The following is a 24,847-nucleotide window of genomic DNA, read 5'->3' on the forward strand; positions in this document are numbered from 1 at the left end:
CCTTTTTTATGGCGCTTTCATCAGTTTCATGGTTCGGATGGCACCTTGCTGGCGCACACTCAGGAAGTAGATGCCGACGGCCCAGGTGGGCTGTGCCGGAATAGTGAGCAGCGTGAGGCCCGCCGCCAGCTTCAGCGGCGTCCGGACCAGAATATGCCCCAGCGCATTGTGCACAACCACCTCCCCGATACCGGCCCGAGAGCTTACAACTTGCACCTGAATGGTCGCCTGAAACGGATTGGGCGCTGCCTGCAGCGCAAACGTATTGCCCAACGCCACTCGCAGCCCCAAGGTGGCCAGCGTAGTCGTTTGCGCGGCCCGATTGATGCCACGTAGGCGGTAATACACCGAATCGGCTTGGTACAGTAGGAAAGCGGGGTCCTCCAGGGCGTACTCATGCGGTTTGCTGGGCATGCCCGGCGTGGCCTCCAAGCGACTTAGCAGCCGGTAAGGGCCACCCGCAGGCCGCACGTCCACTTCAAACTGCGTAGTGCCGAATTCCTCACCGGTAACCCAGCGGAGGGCGGCTATATTCCGGCCGGTCTCATACTGGCCCGTCAGCCCCCGGAAGTCTATTTTCCGAACAGGTACGGCTTTGGTGGTCAGAACACTGGTTTTGCCCGCCGCCGTGGTGCCGCTTACCCGGTAATAGGCCGTGTCGGTGGCATAAAACAACAGCTGGCGGTCGGCCAGCGCATAATTCTGTATGGCGTTAGGCCCATTGAGCGGCAGGGAGTTGATTTTGGCCAGCGGCTTGAATGTGCCTTGCCGGGGCCGCACCTCCACTTCGAAATACGCATTGCCGTATTCTTCCCCCGTGGTCCAGCTTAATGTCGCCTGGTCGTCCTGATGTTCGCCTTTGAAGGTCAGAAACTGTAGCGTTTTGGGGCGCAAGGTCTGCACGGCCAGCTGCGTAACTAACCCGGTGCCGCCGACACCCAACAGACGATAGTGCACCGAGTCGGCGTTGTAAGTCAGAAATTGCGGGTCGGCCAGTGCGTAGGTACGCTGGGCTGGGGTGGTTGTAGTGGGGGCCGTGACGCGGCCCAGGGAGCGGGCAGCGCCGCCGGCGGGCGTGGCTTCCACCTCAAAATACACGTTGTCGCGCTCCACCAGCGTCGACCAGCTAAGCTGCGCCTGTGTGCCCTGGTGGGTAGCCCCAAAGTTGCCCAACGCCAGCGGTAGCATCGTGGCCGACACCACATTGCTGAACGATGCTTCCGCATTCACGGGCTTCACGCGGTAAAACGCCACCGTGGTTAGGGGTTTAGTGTCCGTGAAGGTGGTCGTTGTTGGTGGCGCCATCCCAATGGAGGCAAATTCGCCGGTGGGGGAGCTGGCCCGCTCTATATAATAGCCCAGCACCGGCGTTGGCGAGGCCGCCCAGCGTAGCTCTATCGACGATACGGTAGCAGTGGCCAGCAGCGCCGTAGGGGCGCCGGGCGAAACCGCGCCGCAACTCAGCCCGGCATACGAAGCGGCCCGGGCGGCCCGCATGCGGGCATATTGCTCGGGCGTGAACTCCAACCCACACCAATATGACATAGTATTGGTTGTCGGGGGAAGGTACAGGTCGCCGAGGGCGTCGGTGATGGTGCCCGTGTAGTGGCAGCCGCTGCTGGTAGCTCCCGGACGGTCATACGGGTCGGCGGCGGTATCACAGATCAGGTCGCCAGTAGTAGCGCAGTTGGTGCGGCGCACTAGCTCCCGCAGCGCTGTATTCGGGTTATTACTATCCTGCTGGGTATGCGGCAAACCAAAAATATGGCCCATCTCATGCTCATAGACTCCCACTCCGGCTCCACTACCATAGGTGATAATCAACCGGCGAGGCCCGCCCGGAAAGTATGCGTAGCCGCCTGCCTGAAAATTGCCGATCCGGGCTTTGTTTACCATGTACATGTTGAGCACTGTGGCGCCGTCATTCTGCGGACAGATCAACGGCTCGATACTGGGGTTGAAGTCATCGAAGAACCGCGTGGAGTTGATTTCATTCACGGTTCCGCAGAAGTAGAACTGGATTCCGCTCGCAATAAATGACCGGTTACATTCCGCTATGCGACTCATGACCTGCAGGGCCGTCAGGCCGCCGGTGCCATCGTCGCGCCGCACCATATGGAGCTTGATGGGTACGTAATTAACAGTGCCGGCGGGCCGGCTAGCCAGCTGCTGCTGCACCGGTAGGATGCGCTGCAGAATCACCTGCCGCTCCGCCTCCGTTAAGGGTGGGGTGCCGCAGGAAAAGTGCTGCGCCTGCATTGGAACGGTTCGGAGCAGGCAACAGAGCAGCAGGAGTAGATATTTTGCCATATACGTGGTTGCTGAGATGAAAAAAGACCTCCGTTGCGGGTTCGGGCAGCGAATCAGAAAGTGAAGCCCAGACTGAGCTGGCGCATGTGCTGCCGATACCGGGCCGCATCAGCAGTGAAAGCACTGCGATATAGCTCGGCCCCCAGCACCAGCCCGAAGCAAGGGCGTATGCGGCTGAAGGGGACGGCTACTGAAAGCCCCAGCAGTTGACTGCCGCCGCCAAAAAATAGATTGTCGTAGCGCAGCTTCCGCTCAAATGGGTCATAGGCCGGGGTCCGTACCACGCGGCCCGGCGACAGCCCCAGCCGCCCCACCACGTAAACACCGCTCCCCAGGCGCTGACGCCAGCTGGCAGTCAGAAAAGGCAGCACATGGGATTCGGCCAGCAGTGCTGCCGGCCGCAAAGAATCGACGGTGGGCTGGGGCGGCCGGTGCGCCAGCAGCAGCATGCCTAGATGCAAGGAGCGGGTCAGGTCCTTGGTGGCATACACGGGCCATTCGGCCGCGCCCCGCAGCCCGAACGAAGCCGGAGCCGACCCCATAGTCGTAACCAGGCCTACTTCCAGTCGCCACAAATGGTGCAGCCCCGGAGCCCGCATAGGTCGGTACACCGTCGAAGCCGGAGCAACCGCAGGGCGCGCTGCAACTGCTGGCACTACCGCTATGGAGCGCGGCGCCAGCGCCACGACCGAGGCAGGCCGCTGCAGGAAGGCCGGCAGCTCCCCGTTGGGTAGCGGAAAGGGTTGGAGCGGCCCAGTTGCGAACTGCACAAAGCGCACCCGGCTAACGGACACTGCCCGCACGCTGGCCAAGGTATCATCGGTGAAGCGGTAGCGAATTTCCTGCGGCGTGATATCCACCACGTATGCCCGGATGCCAAAACTGTCGCGCACCTGAATCAGGTCCTGCCCTTGGCTTACTTGCGTCAAAAGAAGTCCCCACAGCAGCAACAGCAGTTGATGCGCCCGGCCAGCTAGGTTTGTCATGACGCTTTTTTTAATTACAAATATTATATTAATTGTAATATAAATTATAAAATCAGGATAAACAACAGGTTGCGTGACTATGCATGGGAGTATTGAACTCGCTCAAGTGTGTCCAACTGCTGCCTTATTCCGTGGATCTACCGGCTGCTCGGATTGACTTTTGGCGCGCCAGAATGCTATAAAACCGCACCATTTAGTGGCTTGCCGTTGCGTGATATGCTAGTGACGAGCCACAAAACGGTGCAGCTCTACAGCGTTGTGTTATTGTTAGAGGCGTCTACCCACTGTGATGTTACAGTCAGCGGCAGCTTATCTGCCTTGGGCTCGGCGGATCTGGAGCAGCCATAATCAAGGATATAATCACGCGGAAAAAGCGGGATAACCGCTGGAAAAAGTAGAATAATCACGCAAAATTGGCCTGTGTTTCATCGAAAGCTTATCAAAAGGCTTAATTTGCGTTATGCAAAAAATCCCGCTCATCATCTTATTCCTCGCTCTGCTTTCCACTACTCTTGTTGCGCAAAAAAAAGCTTCCCCACTGGTTTCTGCACCAGGCGTTTCTGCCGCTACCGTAGAGCGGGTGGCCCGCGTACTAGCCGCCGACGACATGGAAGGCCGTGCCTCCACGCAGCCCGGCGGTCTGAAGGCCGCGCAATTTCTGGCCAGCGAGTTTCAGCGGTTGGGATTAAGCTCGTTGCCGGGCATCACGGGCTACGAGCAGGTATTTTCCGTCTACGAAAGCAAAACCGCAGCTCTATATGTCACCGTTAATGGAGTAAATATTCCGGCCGACAAGTCGCTGCTGGTCTCCGGGCAGCCTCACCTGAACTGGACCAGTGAGGATGACCCTGCCGCGCGCGTTATGGTTCTCGGGCCCCAAACGCTGCCCGCGCAGGTATATCGGCAGATTATGGAGCCGAGCGAAAACCTAATCGTTATTCTGGACCCGGCGCACGTCGAGGAGTTTCAGCGCTTAGCCAGCTATGCCAAGCGGGGCCGAATACAAGCCGAAAAACCTGGTCCCTACTCCTGCGTGGCTGTTCTGACGGCTACGCCAAACGCGGGTATTAAATTTCGGGTAGCGGCCAACTGCACCGTTCGTCCACTCGAAATCCGCAACGTAGTGGGCGTACTGCCGGGCCATGACAAAGCCAAAGCCGCTGAAATGATTGTTTTCTCCGCTCATTACGACCATCTTGGCTTGGTTGAGCCCGTCGACGGCGACAAAGTGGCCAATGGGGCCGACGATGATGCCAGCGGTACAACGGCCGTGGTGGCTCTAGCCGAGTATTTCAAGAACAAAGCCGACAACGCCCGGACGCTTATCTTCTCGGCCTTCACTGCGGAGGAAATCGGTGGGTTTGGCTCCCAGTATTTTGCCCGCCAGCTCGATGCCAAGCAGATCGTGGCTATGTTCAACATCGAGATGATTGGGAAACAGGCCAAATTTGGCCCTAATACCGCCTTCATTACAGGCTACGACAAATCGGATTTTGGCAAGTTGCTGCAGCGTAACCTGACCGGCACGCCTTTCCGTTTCGAGCCTGACCCGTATCCCGAGCAGAACCTTTTCTACCGTTCCGATAATGCCACCCTGGCCCGCTTGGGCGTTCCGGCCCATACCATCAGCACCGACCAGATTCCGACTGATAAGCGCTACCACACCGTGGATGACGAGATTGAAAGTTTGGACTTGCCCAACATGACGGCCGTTATAACGGCTATTGCGCGTAGTGCCTCGGGCATCGTATCGGGCCAGCAAACTCCCACGCGCATCAGTTCCGAACCTGCCGGCCAGCGGCCTTAGCCTACAGCTAAAGTATAGCCCAAAGCAAAGCCCTACTCATTGACCTGAGTAGGGCTTTGCTTTGGGCTACAATAAGCATAACCACACTTGCTAACAATCAAAAAGCGTAGGATAAGGCTGCTTTATAGCTTCCTGATAGATATAACAGAGTTAGGTAACGTCTTGGCTGGTGGCGGCCCCGTCATCCGGACCAGACGCTCCAAAGCGTGTAATCTGTCCGCCTGGATATTATGCTGTTCCACCAGGCGGCTATATGCATCGGTAAGAATCTGGACCTTCTCTTTCAATTCGTTCACTTCCACTGCTCCGGCATACCGTGGATCTGGCAGTTCGGGGTCGCTGAGCCCTCTATCTGGCCGGTACTGCACATTGATAACCGATTGCGCTGTAGCCCCCGAATAACTCAGAAGCAACAAACCGAAGGAGAGCAAGAAGGTGGAATAGCTTTTCATGGCCACAGTAGTTGATGTCTGTTTTATAAGACAAGTATAAATAAATCTTTTATTAATACCAAAATAAATTCCAATGATTTTCACCATCACTACGGTATGCTTACCTTATTTCGTTGCGCCACCTCCCGATTCAGCGCGGCAGGCGAAGACTGAGTCCGCCGCCAAACGTGGCACCACTTGTAGCCCCCGAAAAGGTACGGCCCATGTTTGCATCAAGCCGCACGCCAGGCCATGGCCGCCAGTACAGCCCCGAGGTAACGCCCGGCTGCGCATGCGTTTGCTGCTGCCAGGTAGCATAGGTTTCGGCAAAAAAGCCGAAAGAATTGCCCAACGGCCCATTCAGGGCCAGCGTGCCCAGATAGGTGCCCCGCTTCGTATCGGCCGCTGTAAAGCCTTGCTGGCGAAAGCCAAAGTTCGCCTCCAGGCCAAACCGTTCCCCTAGCTGCTGCGATACCAGCAAGCGCGCAGCCGGCTCCATGACCTTCCTCTGATATGATTTGTCGCCGTTGCGCAGCGTCATTTCGGCCAGCACTACCACTTGGGAGCGGGCATTGAGAGTAGTAGAAGCCAGAAACTTTGCTCCAACCGTAAGCGGCATGAAGCCTGAAGCCAATCGGGTGCCGCCGCCACTGCCTGGTTCGCTGCCAATAGCTACCGGGATCGGCGACCTGTAGCTCTGCGAAGCCCGCAGCTCAATTGTGTTGAAGAACCCAATGCGCAGCAAGCCAGTAGCAACCGCGCGGTTGCGGGCGCTACCTGGGCTAAACGGGTCGGGTTGGCTCACGCCGGCGTCGAGCTGAAACTGGCCGGGAACCAGCATGCTGGTAGTAATGGTTTGCCCGGGCCGGTCGGGGCGGATATTGCGCACGAAAGGCGTGTCTTCGTTCCCGAGGGTTGGGTCGGTGGTCTGAGCCAAGATGCGGGCAGAGCCGCCGAGCAACAGCGCGGCAGTGGTCAGCAGAGTGGTCTTACGCATGCCTCCCGACACTACGTAGCGCCAGATAGTTCGGTTTGAGGGGTGAAGCCCGTTTTAAACGCACTTTCTCCCTTTAGGTTACAATTGAGAAGCGCCAGGCTGTGTGCTTGCGGCAGATTCATATACGCCAGTAAACCAACAGGTGCCACACAGCCTATTCATCTTCGTAATCAAGGCCCAGGAGTTGGTTGAGGGCCTGCTGAATTTCACTGGCCGCGTGCATCTGTCCGGCCTTGCGGCTTACTTGCAGACCCCGGCGGTAAACTTTTTCGGCCTCTTCCGGATTTTGTAAGTACTCCAGCATCTTGCCGGCGTGATAATACGTGCCCACGTAGTCAGGATGCTCATCGAGGAGCTTCTGATAGTACTCCATCGCCCGTTGGGGCTCCGTCGTCCGATATTCAGTAGCCAGGGCGTAGATGATGAACGCGTCGTTCGGATCTTCGGCATAAAAGCCTAGCAGTTGCTGTAAGCGGGTGGGCGTAGTATCCATCGGGAGGGAGTTTTCTGTATCTTCGCCCGAAATTAGGGGCTTTCCCGTAGTTTATCTCCCATCCACAAGCAGCCGTCGATGAAGTTTCTCGTTTGCATCAGCAACGTCCCCGACACGACCACCAAAATTACCTTCACGCCCGATAATAAGGAGTTCAACAAGGCCGGGGTGCAGTTCGTGATTAATCCTTGGGATGAATATGCCCTCACGCGTGCCATTGAGCTCAAAGAAGCACAGGGTGCTGGCACCGTTACCGTGCTCAACGTTGGTGAAGCCGACACCGAGCCGAATATCCGTAAAGCGCTGGCTATTGGGGCCGACGATGCTATTCGCGTAAATGCCGCGCCGAAAGACGCCTACTTTGTAGCCCAGCAGATTGCCGCCGTAGCCAAAGAAGGCGCTTACGACGTGATTTTGATGGGCAAGGAGAGCATTGACTACAATGGCTTTCAGGTGCACGGCATGGTAGGCGAAATGCTCGGCATCCCGACTGTAGCGCCGGCCATGAAGCTCGATATGAGCGGCTCGACGGCCACGTTGGAGCGCGAAATCGAAGGCGGCAAGGAAATCGTGGAAGTAAGCGCCCCGTTTGTGGCCTCGTGCCAGCAGCCGATGTGCGAGCCCCGCATTCCGAACATGCGCGGCATTATGACGGCCCGCACCAAGCCGCTGAAAGTCGTAGAAGCCGTGGGTGAAGGTGCCCGCACCGAGGTGGCCGAATTTGCGCTGCCGCCCAAAAAGCAGGGTGTAAAACTAATTCCCGCCGAAAGCGCCGGCGAGTTGATCAGGCTGCTGCGCAACGAAGCCAAAGTGATTTAAAAATCAATTAATAATTAAGAATTAAGAATGAATAATTGGCTGATTGACAGGGTTGTCTGTTGCAGTCGAAACATTTCTTAATTGCTGATTATTAATTCTTACTTGAAAAAATATGTCCGTTCTAGTTGTAGTTGAATGTGATAACGGCGAGGTAAAGAAATCTTCGCTGGAAGTGGCTTCCTATGGCAGCCAGGTGGCCCAGATGCTCGGCACTACGGCCACGGCCGTAGCCGTAGGGGAGGCCACCGAAGCCAACCTAGCCAAGCTCGGCGAGCAGGGCATCAGCAAAGTGCTCTACGACGCTGAGCCCCGCCTGAAAGACTTCGTAAACGGAGCCTACACCAAGCTTATTGCTGGTGCGGCCGAGAAAGAAAGCTCGCTGGTTATTGTGTTGGCTAATTCCAACATCGGGGCGTCTGTGGGTTCCCGCTTGTCGGTGCGCCTGCAGGCCAGCTTGGCTACCAACGTAGTGGAGCTGCCGAAAAATAACGGTGGTCAGTTCACGGTGAAGCGCGGAGCTTTCTCGGGCAAAGCCTTTGCCGATGTGGTACTGATGGGCGAGCGGAAAATTCTGGCCGTCAAGAAGAACTCCATCGAAGCCCTGCACAACGCGGGCCAAGTGGCGCAGGTAGAGCGCTTCTCTGCCAGCCTCACCGATGCCGATTTCGTGGACGCGCCTAAGCAGGTGGTTATGCAGGATCAGGCCGGCGGCGTGCTGCTGCCCGAGGCTGACCTCGTGGTATCGGGTGGTCGGGGCATGAAAGGCCCCGAGAACTGGCACCTCATTGAAGACCTGGCCAAAGCGCTAGGGGCGGCTACGGCTTGCTCCAAGCCGGTTTCCGACGTCGACTGGCGTCCCCACCACGAGCACGTGGGTCAGACGGGTATCACCGTGTCGCCGAATCTGTATATCGCCTGCGGTATTTCGGGCGCTATTCAGCACTTGGCCGGAGTGAACTCCTCGAAAGTAATTGTCGTAATCAACAAAGACCCGGAAGCCCCCTTCTTCAAGGCCGCTGATTACGGCATTGTGGGAGACGTTTTTGAGGTATTGCCCAAACTTACTCAAGCCATTAAGGAATTGAATTAGAGTCTTGGACGCCTCGTGCGCAGGGGCTTACTTGTCGTTTGAATAGGAGTTTATTAAAACGATAAGTAAGTTTCCCCGCCTCAGGGCCCCCAAGCTCCCAAGACCCTAAGCTCCTAGATACCTTGAAAAAAATTCAGCTCGAAATTCTGGGCCTTTCGTCCAGCCAGTCACAGTCCGGCTCTTTTGCCCTGATTTTGGGGGAAAAGACCGGCAACCGGCGTCTGCCAATCATCATTGGCATGTTCGAAGCTCAAAGCATTGCTATCCAGATTGAAAAAATCAATCCGAACCGGCCGCTTACCCACGACTTGTTCAAGTCGTTTGCCGAGCATGTGCACGTTGCGGTGCTGGAGGTGCTGATTTCTGACTTGAAGGAGGGCGTATTCTATTCCAAGATAGTATGCACCGATGGCGCTACTACCTTCGAGTTAGACGCCCGCCCCAGTGATGCCATCGCCATTGGGCTGCGCTTCGGCGTGCCTATCTTCACCGTTGAAAGCGTGTTGAGCGAAGCCGGTATCATCCTCAGCGACCTGGATGAAACCACCGAGGACGATGCGGACGAAGACGATGACGAGGACGAGGATGACGCTTCGGGCGCGCCCAAGCCCGAACCCGCGCCTCGCGACCCCAGCGGGCAGGTTTCATTGGATGAGCTAACTAAAATGCTGGCCCAGGCCCTCGAAAAAGAAGATTACGAGAAAGCCGCTAAAATCCGGGACGAACTCAACAAGCGCAACGGCTAACGGCTTCGCCCCCTAAGAGAAAAGGCTTCCCTGCAGCAGGGAAGCCTTTTCTCTTAGTTTTCTTGTGGTAGAAGCCAGCGCCTGTGAAGAAGCCCCTTCGATTCTCTCTAGCTGAGCATTCCAATGCTCACTGATATCTGTATCGCCGAGCCCTAAAGCGGACTAAACTGCTTTCAGCACCTTGCCACCTCTACCCAAACTGCCTTCAATGGAATCTTCTTCTACGCCAGATCTGCGCTATCCAATTGGTCACGCTTCCTTGCCCGACGAGCCGTTGAGCCAGGGTGCCCGGTTGGCTTTGATTGCCAAAATTGCCGTGTTGCCCGACCAAGTACGCGCCGCCGTAGCGGGGCTCACGCCCGCGCAGCTCGACACGCCCTACCGCCCCGATGGCTGGACAGTGCGCCAGGTTCTGCACCACCTGCCCGATTCGCACCTGAATTGTTACACCCGCTTTCGGCTGGCTCTCACGGAGGAAAACCCCACCGTGCGGCCCTACGACGAGCAGGCCTGGGCCGAGCTGCCCGATGTAGCGGCGACGCCCGTAGCGGTGTCGTTGGCGCTGCTGGAGGCTCTCCACATCCGCTGGACCATTCTGCTGCGCCAGCTTACCGATGCGCAGTGGCAACGCACCTTTTATCATCCCGGTACGCAGCGTAGCTTTTCGCTGGATCAGGCGCTGGCTATGTACGCCTGGCACGGGCAGCACCATTTGGCGCATATTACGACGCTACGCCAGCGGGCAGGGTTTTAAAATCTATAGCGTACAAGCAGTAAAAAAGCCTCATCAAATTCTTGATGAGGCTTTTTTAGTATTGAGTAGGAGCGGGGCTATATATTGATGGCCTCGTCGGTAGTAGCGGCAGCCAAGCCGCCCTGGGCTTCTTCGTCTACCTTTTTGGCGGCCCGCACCAAGCTGCTGCTGAAGATGAATTCCTTCAGCTCAGGCACCGTCGTATTCAGGATTTCGTCCTTGTTGCCATCCCAGAGCTTCTGGCCTTTGTGCAGATAGATGATATGGTCGCCGATTTCGATAACGGAGTTCATATCGTGGGTGATGACGACGGTGGTAATGCCGTACTCGTGGGTGATTTCGTAGATCAGCTCATCGATTTTGATGCTGGTCTGGGGGTCGAGGCCGGAGTTGGGCTCGTCGCAGAACAGGTAGGTACAGTTGGGCGCAATGGCGCGGGCAATACCGACACGCTTCTTCATGCCGCCCGATATTTCGGAGGGCATTTTGGTGCCCGCGTTTTCGAGGCCCACGCGCTTCAGGCAAAACTCCACTCGGTCGCGGCGCTCCTCCTTGCTCATCTCGGGCGTGAGCATCTTGAGCGGAAATTCGGTGTTTTCGTACACCGTCATCGAGTCGAACAGCGCCCCGCCCTGGAAGAGCATTCCTATTTTACGCCGGATTTCCTGCTTGATATCCACCTTGTTATTAGTGAACACCAGACCATCGAAGGTAATGCTGCCCAGGTCCGGCTTCATGAGCCCGACAATGCACTGCAGCAGCACGCTTTTGCCGGTGCCGGAGCCGCCCAGCAACAGATTACACTTGCCCGTTTCGAAGGTGCAGGTGATTCCCTTCAGCACGGGGTTGCCATTGAAGGCTTTCTGAATGTTATGAACTTCAATCATGTGAGGTCTTAGAAACGAAGAACAGCCGGCCGAGGATTGCAACGCCGGGGAGCTGTGCCCCTAGCAACAGAATACTCGTGCGACCTTGAACCGCCTAACTTCAGTGCTCTTTTACAACAGAACCGCAGCCAAAACGTAGTCGGCCAGCAGGATAGCAATAATGGAGTTGGTAACGGCCCCGGTGCTGGCCGCGCCTACTTCCAGCGCGCCGCCTTTGGTGTAGTAGCCTTTATACGACGATATTGCCGACACCAAAAACGCAAATACGACCGATTTGATGAGAGCGAAGACAATATTATAAGGCACGAAGTCGGTGCGGATGCCCTCGATATACTCCTGCGCCGACATGGCCCCGGACAGCGTGCCGGCCAAGTAGCCGCCCATAATGGAAAGCACCATCGCCAGAATAACCAGCAGCGGAAACATCAGCATGGCGGCCACAATCTTGGGTAGCACCAGGTAGGAAGCAGAGTTGATGCCCATCACTTCCAGCGCATCGACCTGTTCGGTGATGCGCATGGTGCCCAGCCCCCCGGCAATGCTGGAGCCTACCTTGCCGGCCAGTACAATGCTGGTGATGGTAGGAGCCAGCTCCAGAATCGTCATCTCGCGCACCATAAAGCCGATAGTCGACTTCGGAATCAGGGGATTGATGAGGTTGTAGGCAATCTGGACGCAGGTAACGGCCCCGATAAAGGCACTGACGATGGCGACAATGAATACCGAGTCGATGCCGATCAGGATGGCTTCGTCGAGCATGCGTTGCCACAGCACTTTGAAGCGCTCTTTCCGAACCAGCATGCTTTGCATGAAGATCAGGAATTCACCGAAGGTTTTGACCATAAAAAGAAAACGGAAAGGATAAAAGCAGAAACTTGCGGTGCTGGAGCTAGGCGGCCAAAGCGCAGCGTAGGGCCAGCTCCCCATACGTAAAAACCAAAACCACAAGCAAAGGAATGCAAAAATATATCGTTGTCACGGGAGGTACGAAAGGAATTGGCCGCGCCATCGTCGAACGCTTCGCCCGGGCTGGCTTTGGCGTCGTCACCTGCGCCCGGTCGGCGGCCGACCTGGCCACGCTCACAACCTCACTGGGCCAGGAAATTCCCGGCGCAGTGCTGCACACGCTGGCCGCCGACCTGAGCCGCCCGGAAGAAACCAGGCGCTTCACCGATTTCGTGCAGGCGCTGGGCGTAGCGGTTGAGGTGCTGGTGAACAATACCGGCGCGTTTACTCCCGGCCGGCTGCAGGATGAGCCCGCCGACGGCTCGCAGCTGCGGCAGATGATCGACGTGAACCTCTACAGCGCCTACGACGTAACCCGCGCCCTGCTGCCCGGCCTGATAGCGCGTCGGCAGGGCCACATCTTTAATATGTGCTCTACGGCCAGCATTATGGCGTATCCCAACGGCGGCTCCTACAGCATCGCCAAATTCGCGCTCTACGGCATGACCAAGAGTCTGCGGGAGGAGCTAAAGGAGCACAACCTGCGCGTGACGGCCATTTTGCCCGGCGCTACGCTCACGGCCAGCTGGGAAGGCGTGGAGCTGCCTGCCGAACGATTTATTAAAGCCGAGGACGTCGCTGAAGCGGTTTTTGGCGCGTATTCCTTGTCGCCACAGGCCGTGATTGAGGAACTGCTCATCCGCCCGCAGCTCGGCGACTTATAGGAGCCTATTGGGGAGGTTATTGTTCTGTCCGGCTTCGGCTGCGCGGCCGCCAGATCAAGCAGGACGTTCGACAGACTTCCTAAACAGCTTCATAATCTTAAACGTGCTTTAAGCCGAAAACCGGTGAACGTTCGCAGTCCGACGTTATTTCTGCTGCACTACCTGGCCTTTGCCGGTCACTTTGATGTCGGTTTTGAGTGGGGCACCCTGGTAAAATAACGTACCCACGCCCGCGTTGATGCCACCCAGAAATTCGGTGGCGCGTACGCGGGCATTGCCCTCACTATCAGCATTGAAGCGAAAAAAACAGCGCTTGGTTTGCAGGCCATCGGCGTATAAGGTGCCACTGCCCCCCACCAGCATCGTGAATTCGTCGGCCTCGCCTCGTAGGTTGATGTTGCCCAACTCGTACATATCCAGGTTCACGTACTGGCTGGTGATGTCGAGGTCGTAGTCGCCGGCGCCCACGAGGTGGCAGAAGAGCGAATCGGCACGGAAGTTACTGGCAGTGCTGATGTTGCCCTGGCCGCGCAGAAATATATCGTGGAGCTTAGGCAGATGCACCGTAACCTCGCGGGGCGTGTCGTAGGTCCGGACCCAGTTGCAGCGGCTGGTATTGTGAATAACCAGCGCGCCGTTCTCCACCCTGAGCTCAATATCTTCCTGTAGGTTTTTGCCGGCCCGCACTTCGGCGTAGGTTGCCGCGTCCTGCACCAACGTTACATCCACGTTGTCGTAGGCTAGTATTACCTGAAACGCCGCCAGGTCGCGCCGCTCGGTCACTACCTTGCCGGTACTTTTCAGGCAATCCATCTCGTGGCCGTCGCCGCAGCCAGCCACGCCCAGCGCTGCGGCCGCCAGGCCGGTGCCAGCACTATAAACCCGCGCCGTGCGCTTAACTTGCGACCAAATGCTACTCCGAAACATCTCTACACTATGGACCTGACGGGCAAGATAGCCATTCTGACGGGCGTCAGCAAAGGAATTGGCCGGGCTACGGCCGAGGCCTTGCTGGCCCACGGAGCCATTGTGGCGGGCTGGGGCCGCACCGCCCCCACCGGATTGCGGCACGAGCGGTTTCATTTTTTCGCCTGCGACGTGCGCGACGAGGTGGCCGTGCAGGAAGCCTACGTGAATACGCGCCGGGAGCTGGGCGAGGAAATTCACGTGTTGGTCAATAACGCCGGACTCGGTATTTCCGGTGAAGTCGACGGGTTCTCATCCGACGACTGGAAGCTGATGTTCGACACCAATGTGCACGGGCTGTTCTACTGCACGAAGGCGGTGTTGGCCCAGATGAAAAAGCAGCAGCTGGGTCATATTATCAACATCTGCTCCATTGCCGGCACCACGGGCATCGAGAAAATGAGTGGCTACTGCGCCACGAAGTTCGCGGTGCGGGGCTTCTCGCAGTCATTGTACAAAGAGGTGCGGGCCGATGGTATCAAGGTGACGTGCCTGTATCCGGGCTCCACCGAAACTAACTTCTTTGACGAAATTCCCGGCACTGCGGCCAATGCTTCGATGATGCAACCCCAGGATATTGCCGCTACTATTATCTACGCCCTGCAAACACCTTTCAACTTCCATCTGGTGGATATTGAAATGCGGCCGTTGCAGCCGAAAAAATAACTCCCGGGCACCACCCGGCTTCAGGACACGCTTACTCCATGGTCGAAGTACAACAGCTTAGTAAACTTTTTGGGACGCAGGCGGCCGTCAATGGTATTTCATTTTCGGTGGGCAAAGGCGAAATTCTGGGCTTTCTGGGGCCGAATGGTGCGGGCAAATCCACGACGATGAAGATAGCCACGGGCTACTTGCCGCCCAGCAGCGGCACCGTGACGCTCGACGGCTACGACGTGCAGACCGATGCCCTAGAAGTACGCCGTCGCGTGGGGTATCTGCCCGAGCACAACCCGCTATATCTGGATATGTACGTGCACGAGTACCTCGAATTTATCGGCTCGGTGCACGGCCTCACCGGTGCACGGTGCCGGAGCCGGGTGCGCGAAATGGTAGACCGCGTGGGCTTGGGCCGCGAGCAGAACAAGCTCATTGGGGCCTTGTCGAAAGGCTACCGGCAGCGCGTAGGTTTGGCGCAGGCCCTCATTCACGACCCCGGCGTACTGATTCTGGACGAGCCCACCACCGGCCTCGACCCGAATCAGATTGGCGAAATCCGGACCCTGATCCGGGAGCTGGGCCAGGACAAAACCGTTATTTTCAGCACTCATATTCTGCCCGAAGTCACGGCCTTGTGCAGCCGGGTGGTCATCATCAACCGGGGCCAGCTGGTGGCCGACAGCCCGGTTTCGGCGCTGGGGAGCCGGGCGGCGGGCGAAACTATCATCCGCGCCGAGTTTGAGCAGCCCATCGATACTGCGCCGCTGCGGGCCTTGCCCGGAATACTGGGCGTAGAAGCCGAAGCGGGCAACCGCTACCGCATTCGGGCGGCGGGCGGGGCCGATCTGCGCGGGGCCATTTCGCGCCTGGCGGCGCAGCAAGAGTGGGTACTGCTCGGGCTGCGGCAGGAAGAGCAGTCGTTGGAGCAGGTGTTTCAGGAGCTGACGAAATAAATAATGCGTGACTACAACAGGCTGTCCTGTCGAGCCCAGGCGAGACCCCTCGCGTGCTGACGTTACCCCGGTCTCGATTGCCAGTGCAAGCGCGATGCTTCGGCTTCGCCGCTGCACGACAGACAAGCTTCACATCTATTCCATACCTGATGTTTGCCATTCTCCGCAAAGAATTCAACGCCTTCCTTAGCTCGCCGGTGGCCTATGTGGTTATCGGGGTGTTTCTGGTGGCCACCGGCCTGTTCGTATGGGTATTTCCGGATAGTAGCGTGCTGGAATATGGCTACGCCGACCTGCAAACCCTTTTCAACATGGCTCCCTGGATTTTTCTGTTCCTGATTCCGGCCATTACCATGCGCACTTTTGCCGAGGAGAAAAAGGCTGGTACCATCGAGCTGCTGCTCACCCGGCCGCTTACCGACGGGCAAATTATTGGGGGCAAGTACTTGGCTTGCCTGCTCTTGGCGCTGCTGGCTCTGGTGCCCACGCTGCTGTACTATTACTCGGTGTATCAGCTCGGCAACCCCGTCGGCAACATCGACTCGGCCGCGACGGTCGGCTCCTACCTGGGGCTGGCGCTGCTGGCGGCGGTTTTCGCGGCTATCGGCATTTTCGCCTCCGCTATTACCCGCGACCAGATCATTGCGTTTCTCGTGGCCGTGGTGGGGTGCTTTCTGGTGTATTCCGGCTTCGATTCCCTGGCTTCTGTTTTCGACGGTTCCCCGGCTTACTACATCGGGCAGCTCGGTATTGCCGCCCACTACCGCGACATCAGCAAAGGCCTGATTGACTCCCGCGACCTGACCTATTTTCTCAGCCTGATTGTGGGGCTGCTGCTGGCTACCAGGCTGGTGCTGCAAAGCCGCAACTGGTAACCCCACCCCAACCCCTCCCCTCCGCGAGAGGGGCTCTAGCTTTAGATTTTAAATAGTATTTGTCCGCCGCAAGTCTCCTGAAACTCCTTGCTCTAGCCTCCGCTTTAGAACTAGAGCTCCTCTCCCGAAGGGGAGGGGTTGGGGTGGGGCCCACGAAAGAATATGCCCGAACAACCCGCCACAACGCCCCAAACCCGCAAAAGCCGCGACCTGATCCACTTTCTAGTAGTGATAGGTGGGCTGCTCTTGCTCAACTTCCTGGGCCAGCAGTTCTTCTTTCGCCTCGACCTGACCCAGGAAAAGCGCTACACTATGTCTGGGGCTACCAAGCAGCTGCTCGAAAATCTGCCGCAGCCCGTCACGGTTACGGTGTATCTGGATGGCGACTTTCCGCCCGGCTTCCGCCGCCTGCAGCAGGCCGTGCGCGAAACCCTGAACGAAATGCAGGTGTACGGCGGCTCCAACCTGCACTACGTGTTCGTCGACCCCTCAGCGGCCGGCACCGAAAAGGCCCGCAACGAGTACTATGCCGCACTGCTGAAAAAAGGCCTGCGCCCCACCAACCTCGGGGCCAATGAAAACGGCAAGCGCGTCGAAAAAATTATTTTTCCCTGGGCCACCGTGGCCGGCGGCGGCAAGGAGCAGCAGGTACTGCTGCTGCGCGGCAACCAGGCGGCCCCCTCCGACGTGCGCCTCAACCAAAGCATCGAAGGCCTCGAATATGAAGTGGCCAGCGCCATCCGGAAGCTCAACCCCGGCCAGCGCCAGCGCATCGGGGTGCTGGAAGGCCACGGCGAGCTGAGCAACGCCGAAGCTGGCGACATCATTGGCTCGTTACAGCAGTTCTACGACGTATTTCGGGTAGACCTCAGCAAAACGCGGCCCCAGGACCTACGCACGCTCAGCGCCATCATCGTGGCCAAGCCCTCCACGGCCTATTCCGAAGCCGAGAAGTTCCGGCTCGACCAGTTCATCACGCACGGCGGCCACGCGCTGTTTTTCGTGGATGCCATGCGGGTGAATCTGGATAGCGCCAACCGGGGCGGCATGCTGTCTTTCCCGTTGCAACTCAACCTGGATGATCTGCTCTTCAAATACGGCGCGCGCATCAACCCCGATCTGCTGCTCGACCTCAATTCCGGCGTGATTCCCCTGGTAACGGGCACCGAGGGCAACAAGCCCAAAGTAGAGGCCATGCCGTGGCAGTTTTACCCACTCATCAACAACTTCAGCAAGCACCCCATCACCCGCAACCTCGACGCGGTGTACACCAAGTTCGTCAGCACCATCGACACGGTGAAGGCCGCCGGTATCCGCAAAACGCCGTTGCTCTTCACTTCGCGCTACACCCGCGTGCTGCCCGCGCCAGTGCCCGTCAACTTCAACGATGCCCGCCTGGAGCCCAACCAAAAGCTCTACCAGGAACGCTTCAAGCCAGTGGGCTATCTGCTCGAAGGCCAGTTTGCCTCCCTCTACGCCAACCGGGCCGAGCCCGGCACCAGTAACTTTCAGCCCGCTGTTTCTCCCGGCAGCAAGCCCGCGAAAGTGCTCGTCTTGTCCGACGGTGACTTCGTGCGCTCGGAGCTGGACCCCAAAACCGGCAACCCCTACCGCCTGGGCTTCGACCGCCTCGCCAACACCGAATTCGCCAACCGCGAGCTGGTCCTCAATGCCGTTGATTACATGCTCGACGAAAGCGGCCTAATCAGTGTGCGCGGCAAGCAAATTACCCTGCGCCCCCTGGATAAGCTCAAGGTCATCGAGCAAAAAAGCCGCTGGCAGCTCCTGAACCTGGTAGCGCCGCTGGTGCTGCTGGGCGTGTTCGGCGCTGTGCGGACGTGGCGGAGAAAGCAGCGGTATGCCCGGTTTTAAAACCGCCTGCTTTGCTACTAGCCATGAGGAGGCTATGAAGCTATTTAGGAAGTCGGTATAATCACTTCAGAACGTCATGCTGAGCGCAGTCGCAGCATCTCTACCGCTTCGTTGAGTCGGCATTGATTACTAATGCGGTAGAGATGCTTCGACTGCGCTCAGCATGACGTTCGACAAGCTGCATGACGTTCGACAGACTTCTTAAATAGCCTCTACATGTCATCTAAATTGGGAAGGTATAAATCCGAAAATTCTGAGGATGAAGTAGCCACCAAGTTCGCACTACGCGCTACTGCTTTCTGGCAGGCCCTCCAGCAGCTCCTGTAGCACCGCCGCTTCCCGCTCCAGGCCCGCAATGCGGGCCTCCAGCGGCTTTTGTGGCCCGGTGCCGCAGTCGTAGAGCAGGCCACCTACAGCTTCGCCTTCGAACAGGGCCAGCCCGTTTTCTTCGCGGGCGGGGTTCGCTACCGGGCCGGTCCAGGCGCGCCGGGCATTTATGACAGGACTGGCGCCCAATACGCTCCTCCCCGCAGAGCGGCCCTAGTAATGCTGAACGATGGCAAAATACAGCGGTATGCCCACTGTGATATTGAAAGGGAACGTAACACCCAGTGCCATTGGTAAATACAGGCCCGGGTCAGCTGTGGGAGCAGCCAGGCGCATCGCTGCCGGTACGGCAATGTAAGAAGCGCTAGCTGCCAGAATAGCGAAGATGAAACGGTCGCCTACACTGTCGGTTACCAAGTGGCTGAGAGCCGCTACTAGGCAGCCATTTACCAAGGGTACCAGCACGGCAAACCCCGTAACGAAGCGCCCATAACGCAGGAAGGTGGCAAAGCGACGGGCCGTAACCATACCCATTTCAAGTAGAAAGATTGCCAGGAACCCTTTAAAGATATCGGTGGTGAAAGGCTTGATCCCGTCGGCCTGCTTGGTATCGGCAATGAGGCCGATAACGAGACTGCCAAGCACCATGAGCACGCTGCCGTTGGTGAAGGAGTGTTGCACGATGGGACCCAGCCGAGGTGCCGCTTCAGCCGAGGGAGCCTCGTAGCGCATCATGAGAATAACTCCCACAATGATGGCCGGCGCTTCCATTAAGGCCATCACGGCTACCATGTGCCCGCCAAAGTGCAGCTTCTGACCATCGAGAAACGATACGGCCGATACAAAGGTGACGGCGCTTACCGAGCCATAAGCCGCCGCCACGGCTCCGGCGTCGGCGATACTTAGCCGTCCCTTCAGCAGGAAGAAAGTATACAGGGGAATCAAGCCTGCCAGCAGCAGCCCAAAGCCCAAAGAGTAGAGTATTTCGGCGCTGAAAGTACTATGGGCCAGTTCCTGACCGCCCTTGAAGCCGATGGAAAATAGCAGGTAGAGAGAAATGAACTTGATAGTAGATGGTGGAATCTCCAGGTCGCTTTTAACGACCGTGGCCACTATGCCGAGCACGAAAAAGAGTAGCGTGGGATTGGTTAGGTTCGAAATCAGTAGGGGTATGTCCATAAGGAGAACAAGAAAAAAGGCAGGAAAAAGGGATATGTACACTACTTCGCCACAGGCTGGCACCACCGGCCACCTGTTGCGCACAGTGCTAAAATGGCTGCAAAGGTAACTTTTGTGCTAGTAAAACAATCACGAAAAATAAAACTGATATCTGTAATGATGGTAATGCTATTAAAAAAAGGGGTCCATACATTTGTGCCGGTGCTCACCCGCCTCTTTCCTTCCTATTTAGTAGAACATATGAACCCTAGTGTTCCTATCACGGTCGCCGTCGGCGACGGCATCGGCCCGGAGATTATGAGCCAGACTCTGCGCATCCTAGAGGCAGCCGGTGCCGCATTGGTGCCAGAATTCATTGAAGTGGGAGAGGCAACATATCGGGCCGGGAACACGTCGGGCATTGGTCCGGAGGCATGGGAGTCGCTGCGGCGCACCAAAGTGTTGCTCAAGGCCCCCATCACCACGCCGCTGGGCGGGGGCTATAAAAGCCTGAACGTGACGCTACGCAAAATGCTAGGCCTGTATGCTAACGTGCGCCCCAACCGCTCACTACACCCGGCCGTAGCCACGCGCTTTCCCACCTTAGACGTAGTTATTATCCGGGAGAATGAGGAGGACCTCTACGCTGGCATCGAGCACCAGCAGACGCCCGATGTGGTGCAGTGCCTAAAGCTGGTAAGCCGTACCGGATGCGAGAAAATCGTGCGTTACGCTTTCGAGTACTGTCGGCAACACAGCCGCGGCAAGCTCACCTGCATGACCAAGGACAATATTATGAAGCTCACCGACGGGTTGTTTCACCGCGTGTTCATGGAAATCGGGCAGGAGTACCCCGACATTGCGCAAGACCATCAGATCATCGACATTGGGGCAGCACGCCTGGCCGACACACCCGAGCGCTACGATGTGGTAGTGACCCTGAACCTGTATGGCGACATTATTTCCGATATTGTGGCCCAGGTAGCTGGCTCAGTAGGCCTGGCTGGCTCGTCCAATGTGGGTGACCACGGTGCCCTGTTTGAGGCCATCCACGGTTCGGCTCCCGACATTGCTGGCCAGGACGTGGCCAACCCCAGTGGGCTGTTGCAAGCCGCTGTGCTCATGTTGAAACATCTGGGCCAGCACGACGTGGCCGCCCGCGTACACAACGCCTGGCTGTGCGCCCTGGAAGAGGGACAGCATACGGCCGACATTTACCGCCCCGAAACCAGCCGGGCCAAGGTCGGGACGACTGCTTTTGCCGATGCCGTCATTGCCCGCCTGGGACGTTTGCCGCAGCAGCTAGCACCAATGATGGTTCCAACTGTCCAAGCTAGGCCGGTGCGCACGGCCAGAACGATACAGCGCTATGGCCCCGCCATGGTGCAGCAGCAACTGGTAGGCATTGACATATTTTTGCGCTGGGATGGTACCAATGCCCACGAATTGGGCACCATGCTGGAAGAACTGACCGGTCACCGGATGCAGCTCAAACTTATTACGAACCGCGGGGTGAAAGTATACCCTCAGGGCCACCCCGAAACCTTTTGCACCGACCATTGGCGTTGCCGCTTTGTGTCGGCGCAGGCCCGAACAGTCAGTGAAAAGCCTGCCTTCGTCCCTGTTGCGTTTCTGGACGTGCTGGCGCTGTTGCACCGGCTCTGTGACTGCGGACTCTACATCATCAAAATTGAGCACTTATACCTGATGAACGGTCAGCGGGCGTTTTCGCTGGGCCAAGGCGAATAAGGCAACCCGTAGAGAAGCATACATTCTTAACGACAGGCAGGTCAGCCATCTGTGGCCGTTGCGGCTAAAACCGGCTTCGGACAAATTAGATCCAAGAGGCTAGGGCAGTACCCGCTACCTGGTGCGACTTGCATAGCTCATGTACCAGAGGCAATCAACATGGGTTATGCGAACTACAAAGTACGCCCTACTGTGTCCCAACGAGCATTTCCTCATCTGGCGTCGGGGTAGGGCAGCGTAGCGCGTGCCGCCCGACTGCATAAAGTAAGGAATATAGGCTGCCACGTAGCAGCATAGTCGAGCCGTACCATTTGTTGTACGGTGCCGACCTTCAGATACTGATGATTCCGCTCGGCCAAGGCCAGGCTGGCCCGCGGTTACCTCAGAACCGAATCACGTCTTCGCGTACGAAGGTGGCCAGCAAGTCGTATAGGGCGGCGTCTTCGGAGGTGGCCGTGGAGAGAAGCCGGGGGGCGCGGGCCGGATTGAGGTAGCCTTTCAGATGCTTGAAATCGGCGGGGTTCACGGCTTTGAAGCCCATGGACCACTGCGAGAAATTACGCTGCTGAATGGGGCCATCGGCGAGCTTTAGCACGTCGTGGTGGCGGAAGTCACGCTCGATTTTCTCGAAGATGAAATACACTTCTTCCTGGCTGCCCTCCAGCACCTGCATGATTTCGCCCTGGCTGTAGAGCAGTACGCCGGTGAGGCCGTGGGCAGTGTTCCAGGCGCGCGACTGGGCAAGGATGGCTTGCAGCTCCGGTTCCTGCAAGGAAGCCGTAGCCGAGCTTTGATACACCAGATGATAGAGGGGAACCGGCATGCGGGAAGGTAGAGATACTATAGAGAGAAGCAGTCAATTAAATCCCTTAATTAGACTATTGCAACAGATGAGGTGGAAATCTATTTCCGTTGTACAAGGCAGCAGCGCCTACTGCCCAAAACCACCTGGGGCGGCACTAGAAAACCCCGCCGGGGTTTCCTATCTTTGTCCTCTTCCACAAAAACGCCAGCCAACCCCGCCTATATGAAGTTTATCGTATCATCTTCTGCCTTGCTTAAGCAGCTCCAGAGCATCAACGGCGTGGTGACCAACAACCCCGTGGTGCCGATTCTGGAGAACTTTCTCTTCGAAATCGAGGATGGCAAGCTGACGATTACGGCCTCCGATCTGGAGACCAGCATGATTACGGAGCTGCCCGTGGAAGCTCGCGAAAGTGGCCGCATTGCCGCGCCCGCCCGTATTCTGCTCGATACGCTGAAGAACCTCCCCGACCAGCCCGTGACCTTCACTCTGGACGAGGAAACCTACACCATCGAAATCAGCTCGGCCAATGGCCGCTACAAGCTAGCCGGCGAAAACGCCACCGATTTCCCCCGCGTGCCGGTCGTGAAGGGCTCGGCCCCGCTTGAGATTCCCTCCTCGTCGTTGTCGCGCGCTATCAACAAGACCATCTTCGCCGTGAGCACCGACGAGCTGCGCCCCGCCATGACCGGCATCTTGGTGCAGCTGGCCGACAGCCAGATAACCTTTGTGGCCACCGATGGCCACCGCCTGCTACGCTACCGCCGCTCCGACGTGGGCGCGGGCCAGACGGCTAACCTGATTATTCCGCGCAAAGCGTTTAATCTGCTCAAAGGGGCGTTGCCTTCGGAGGCAACCACGGTGCGCGTCGAGTTCAACAACTCCAATGCCTTCTTCAGCTTCAACCAGATGCGCCTCGTGTGCCGTCTGATTGATGAGCGCTACCCCGATTACGAAAACGTAATTCCGGTGAGCAACCCCAACAAGCTCATCATCAGCCGCGCCGAGCTGCTGAACTCGGTGAAGCGCATCATGATCTACTCGAACAAAACCACCCACCAGGTGCGCCTGCGCCTGGCCGGTTCCGAGCTGACCATTTCGGCCGAAGACCTCGACTTCTCGAACGAAGCCAACGAGCGCCTAGCCTGCCAGTACGAGGGCGAAGACATGGAAATAGGCTTCAACGCCCGTTTCCTGGCTGAAATGCTCTCCAATATCGACTCCGAGGAAATCACGCTGGAGCTGAGCACGCCCAACCGCGCCGGCCTGCTCATGCCAACCGTGGCCGATGACAACGAGAGCATCCTGATGCTAGTAATGCCGGTGATGCTGAACAACTACGTGTAACGACGGTTGGCCTGCCTGCACAACAACAATGTAGAACGTCATGCTGAGCCTGTCGAAGCATCTCTCCCGCAGTGGTAATCAGACGACCATTGCACGCGAGATGCTTCAACAAGCTCGGCATGACGTTCTTTTAAAATTCCTTTACCGATGAAAAAATCCGAAATCCGCTTCAGCATTGCCCTCGACGACAAAAAAGTACCCGAGGCCATCAGCTGGACGGCTACCGATGCGGGTCCCGATATCCATTTTGCCAAGGCCATTAATATTGCCCTCTGGGACCGGGACGAGCGGGGCACGATGAAAATTGACCTCTGGACCAAGGAGATGCCCGTCGATGAAATGAAGCGCTTCTGCGTGGATACAATGGGTGCCATGGCCGAAAGCCTGGAAACAGCAACCAGCGACAAAGAAATGGCCACCAAAATGCGTAATCTATGCCGTGAGCTGACCGACTACTTAAATAAGCAGGAAGCCGAGCAGCGCTAAGCAACACTACTACGAAAAAGCCCCACCGGATGATTCCGGCGGGGCTTTTTCTTTCTGCGGGCTAGGCGTATTAGCGGGTCTGCTCCGGGGCGGCCGGTCGGCCCTGGCCGATAACCGCGCCTTTGCTACTGGCCGGCAGTGGGTTCTGCACCGATTTCACGAAAACGGCATTCGTCTGCTTGGCGTAGGTCTTGTCGTATTGGTAGAACTCCTCGCGGGAATCGTAGTAGGCGCTGTATTGCGAGTTGCTCAGTACGCCACGGAGCTCCTGGTCCCGCTCCCGGCATACGGCCCCGCACTGCTCGTCAATCAGCCGGGTGTTGCCAGCATTCTTCTGCTCGATGGCAGCCATCTTGGCTACTTTATCTTCATTGATGGAGCGCAGGCGCGTGGCCTGGTAGCCGTTTAGACGCAGGTCACGAGCCATCTGGTCGGAGAGGCGCTTAGCGCGCTCCTGCACCGGGTTCAGGCGGGGAGTGGCCTTGGTTTTGTCCTGGGGTTGTATGATAGAGGGCTTCTGCTGAGCCTGCGCGCCCAGCGTGGCGGCCAGAATCAGCGCGGCGGTGGCAAGTTGATTTCTCATTGTATAGAAGCGTTGGAGTAGAAGTGGAAGACTACCAACAGGCGGAAGCAAAGCTTTCGACGCCGGGCGGTTGTCT

General features: G+C 57.4%; 25 protein-coding genes. 13 read left to right on the forward strand and 12 right to left on the reverse strand.

The features are described 5' to 3' along the window. Nucleotides 1–6: 6 nt before the first annotated feature. Together E5J99_RS12455 and E5J99_RS12460 are read right to left on the reverse strand one after the other, a co-directional pair. Entirely contained in the window at nucleotides 7–2,310 is a 2,304-nt protein-coding gene (locus E5J99_RS12455) for a zinc-dependent metalloprotease (protein WP_135498136.1), read from the reverse strand. Nucleotides 2,311–2,363: 53 nt separating this feature from the next. Next, nucleotides 2,364–3,296, reverse strand: coding sequence for a hypothetical protein (locus E5J99_RS12460; protein WP_135498137.1), 933 nt, complete (start codon nucleotides 3,294–3,296; stop codon nucleotides 2,364–2,366). Between the two features lie 460 nt (nucleotides 3,297–3,756). Between E5J99_RS12460 and E5J99_RS12465 the strand changes: the two genes are divergently transcribed. After that, nucleotides 3,757–5,103 (forward strand): M20/M25/M40 family metallo-hydrolase, encoded by a 1,347-nt coding sequence (locus E5J99_RS12465; protein ID WP_135498138.1) that lies wholly within the window; start codon nucleotides 3,757–3,759, stop codon nucleotides 5,101–5,103. Between the two features lie 122 nt (nucleotides 5,104–5,225). Here E5J99_RS12465 and E5J99_RS12470 read toward each other — a convergent pair whose 3' ends face one another. The 3 genes from E5J99_RS12470 to E5J99_RS12480 all read right to left on the reverse strand — a co-directional run bounded on the left by E5J99_RS12470 (nucleotide 5,226) and on the right by E5J99_RS12480 (nucleotide 7,024). Beyond that, nucleotides 5,226–5,642: a hypothetical protein gene (locus E5J99_RS12470; RefSeq protein WP_135498139.1), complete on the reverse strand. Its 417-nt coding sequence runs from the start codon at nucleotides 5,640–5,642 to the stop codon at nucleotides 5,226–5,228. Nucleotides 5,643–5,685: 43 nt separating this feature from the next. Next, a complete protein-coding gene (locus E5J99_RS12475) occupies nucleotides 5,686–6,531 on the reverse strand; it encodes a transporter (RefSeq protein WP_135498140.1) in 846 nt (281 codons plus the stop codon). 154 nt (nucleotides 6,532–6,685) lie between these two features. Further along, a complete protein-coding gene (locus E5J99_RS12480) occupies nucleotides 6,686–7,024 on the reverse strand; it encodes a tetratricopeptide repeat protein (RefSeq protein ID WP_135498141.1) in 339 nt (112 codons plus the stop codon). A gap of 78 nt (nucleotides 7,025–7,102) precedes the next feature. Here E5J99_RS12480 and E5J99_RS12485 point away from each other — a divergent pair, with 78 nt between their 5' ends. The 4 genes from E5J99_RS12485 to E5J99_RS12500 all read left to right on the forward strand — a co-directional run bounded on the left by E5J99_RS12485 (nucleotide 7,103) and on the right by E5J99_RS12500 (nucleotide 10,433). Continuing rightward, complete coding sequence (locus tag E5J99_RS12485) at nucleotides 7,103–7,843, forward strand: electron transfer flavoprotein subunit beta/FixA family protein (protein WP_135498142.1); 741 nt, start codon at nucleotides 7,103–7,105, stop codon at nucleotides 7,841–7,843. Between the two features lie 112 nt (nucleotides 7,844–7,955). Further along, the gene (locus tag E5J99_RS12490) at nucleotides 7,956–8,933 is read left to right on the forward strand and encodes an electron transfer flavoprotein subunit alpha/FixB family protein (protein WP_135498143.1); all 978 of its coding nucleotides are present in this window, start codon (nucleotides 7,956–7,958) and stop codon (nucleotides 8,931–8,933) included. Between the two features lie 122 nt (nucleotides 8,934–9,055). Beyond that, nucleotides 9,056–9,679: a bifunctional nuclease family protein gene (locus E5J99_RS12495; protein ID WP_135498144.1), complete on the forward strand. Its 624-nt coding sequence runs from the start codon at nucleotides 9,056–9,058 to the stop codon at nucleotides 9,677–9,679. A 208-nt stretch (nucleotides 9,680–9,887) separates the two neighbouring features. Next, on the forward strand, nucleotides 9,888–10,433 hold the full coding sequence (locus E5J99_RS12500; protein WP_135498145.1) for a YfiT family bacillithiol transferase: 546 nt from the start codon (nucleotides 9,888–9,890) through the stop codon (nucleotides 10,431–10,433). Nucleotides 10,434–10,510: 77 nt separating this feature from the next. Here E5J99_RS12500 and E5J99_RS12505 read toward each other — a convergent pair whose 3' ends face one another. Together E5J99_RS12505 and E5J99_RS12510 are read right to left on the reverse strand one after the other, a co-directional pair. After that, nucleotides 10,511–11,320 (reverse strand): ABC transporter ATP-binding protein, encoded by an 810-nt coding sequence (locus E5J99_RS12505; RefSeq protein WP_135498146.1) that lies wholly within the window; start codon nucleotides 11,318–11,320, stop codon nucleotides 10,511–10,513. A gap of 111 nt (nucleotides 11,321–11,431) precedes the next feature. Further along, nucleotides 11,432–12,163, reverse strand: coding sequence for an MlaE family ABC transporter permease (locus E5J99_RS12510; RefSeq protein ID WP_135498147.1), 732 nt, complete (start codon nucleotides 12,161–12,163; stop codon nucleotides 11,432–11,434). Nucleotides 12,164–12,276: 113 nt separating this feature from the next. Here E5J99_RS12510 and E5J99_RS12515 point away from each other — a divergent pair, with 113 nt between their 5' ends. Then, nucleotides 12,277–12,990: an SDR family oxidoreductase gene (locus E5J99_RS12515; RefSeq protein ID WP_135498148.1), complete on the forward strand. Its 714-nt coding sequence runs from the start codon at nucleotides 12,277–12,279 to the stop codon at nucleotides 12,988–12,990. Nucleotides 12,991–13,134: 144 nt separating this feature from the next. On the opposite strand, the gene E5J99_RS12520 is transcribed toward E5J99_RS12515, so the two are convergent. After that, a complete protein-coding gene (locus tag E5J99_RS12520; protein ID WP_135498149.1) occupies nucleotides 13,135–13,917 on the reverse strand; it encodes a head GIN domain-containing protein in 783 nt (260 codons plus the stop codon). Between the two features lie 9 nt (nucleotides 13,918–13,926). Between E5J99_RS12520 and E5J99_RS12525 the strand changes: the two genes are divergently transcribed. The 4 genes from E5J99_RS12525 to gldG all read left to right on the forward strand — a co-directional run bounded on the left by E5J99_RS12525 (nucleotide 13,927) and on the right by gldG (nucleotide 18,316). Continuing rightward, nucleotides 13,927–14,622: an SDR family oxidoreductase gene (locus E5J99_RS12525; protein WP_135498150.1), complete on the forward strand. Its 696-nt coding sequence runs from the start codon at nucleotides 13,927–13,929 to the stop codon at nucleotides 14,620–14,622. Nucleotides 14,623–14,660: 38 nt separating this feature from the next. Next, nucleotides 14,661–15,569 (forward strand): gliding motility-associated ABC transporter ATP-binding subunit GldA, encoded by a 909-nt coding sequence (gene gldA, locus E5J99_RS12530; RefSeq protein WP_135498151.1) that lies wholly within the window; start codon nucleotides 14,661–14,663, stop codon nucleotides 15,567–15,569. Between the two features lie 149 nt (nucleotides 15,570–15,718). Further along, nucleotides 15,719–16,444 (forward strand): gliding motility-associated ABC transporter permease subunit GldF, encoded by a 726-nt coding sequence (gene gldF / locus E5J99_RS12535; protein WP_135498152.1) that lies wholly within the window; start codon nucleotides 15,719–15,721, stop codon nucleotides 16,442–16,444. Between the two features lie 162 nt (nucleotides 16,445–16,606). Then, entirely contained in the window at nucleotides 16,607–18,316 is a 1,710-nt protein-coding gene (gldG, locus tag E5J99_RS12540) for a gliding motility-associated ABC transporter substrate-binding protein GldG (RefSeq protein ID WP_135498153.1), read from the forward strand. A gap of 282 nt (nucleotides 18,317–18,598) precedes the next feature. Here gldG and E5J99_RS12545 read toward each other — a convergent pair whose 3' ends face one another. Together E5J99_RS12545 and E5J99_RS12550 are read right to left on the reverse strand one after the other, a co-directional pair. Then, entirely contained in the window at nucleotides 18,599–18,832 is a 234-nt protein-coding gene (locus tag E5J99_RS12545) for a hypothetical protein (protein ID WP_135498154.1), read from the reverse strand. Between the two features lie 24 nt (nucleotides 18,833–18,856). Then, nucleotides 18,857–19,822, reverse strand: a complete 966-nt coding sequence (locus E5J99_RS12550; RefSeq protein WP_135498155.1) for a sodium-dependent bicarbonate transport family permease — start codon at nucleotides 19,820–19,822, stop codon at nucleotides 18,857–18,859. A gap of 240 nt (nucleotides 19,823–20,062) precedes the next feature. Here E5J99_RS12550 and E5J99_RS12555 point away from each other — a divergent pair, with 240 nt between their 5' ends. After that, nucleotides 20,063–21,550, forward strand: coding sequence for an NADP-dependent isocitrate dehydrogenase (locus tag E5J99_RS12555; RefSeq protein WP_135498156.1), 1,488 nt, complete (start codon nucleotides 20,063–20,065; stop codon nucleotides 21,548–21,550). A gap of 382 nt (nucleotides 21,551–21,932) precedes the next feature. Here the strand turns inward: E5J99_RS12555 and E5J99_RS12560 are convergent, their stop codons facing one another. After that, on the reverse strand, nucleotides 21,933–22,373 hold the full coding sequence (locus E5J99_RS12560; protein WP_135498157.1) for a BLUF domain-containing protein: 441 nt from the start codon (nucleotides 22,371–22,373) through the stop codon (nucleotides 21,933–21,935). Nucleotides 22,374–22,577: 204 nt separating this feature from the next. Between E5J99_RS12560 and dnaN the strand changes: the two genes are divergently transcribed. Continuing rightward, nucleotides 22,578–23,702 (forward strand): DNA polymerase III subunit beta, encoded by a 1,125-nt coding sequence (gene dnaN, locus E5J99_RS12565; protein ID WP_135498158.1) that lies wholly within the window; start codon nucleotides 22,578–22,580, stop codon nucleotides 23,700–23,702. Between the two features lie 147 nt (nucleotides 23,703–23,849). After that, on the forward strand, nucleotides 23,850–24,188 hold the full coding sequence (gene gldC / locus E5J99_RS12570; protein ID WP_135498159.1) for a gliding motility protein GldC: 339 nt from the start codon (nucleotides 23,850–23,852) through the stop codon (nucleotides 24,186–24,188). A gap of 70 nt (nucleotides 24,189–24,258) precedes the next feature. Here gldC and E5J99_RS12575 read toward each other — a convergent pair whose 3' ends face one another. Beyond that, nucleotides 24,259–24,771, reverse strand: a complete 513-nt coding sequence (locus E5J99_RS12575) for a hypothetical protein (RefSeq protein ID WP_135498160.1) — start codon at nucleotides 24,769–24,771, stop codon at nucleotides 24,259–24,261. Nucleotides 24,772–24,847 lie beyond the last annotated feature (76 nt).

This window comes from Hymenobacter elongatus, assembly GCF_004745955.1.
GTDB lineage: Bacteria > Bacteroidota > Bacteroidia > Cytophagales > Hymenobacteraceae > Hymenobacter > Hymenobacter elongatus.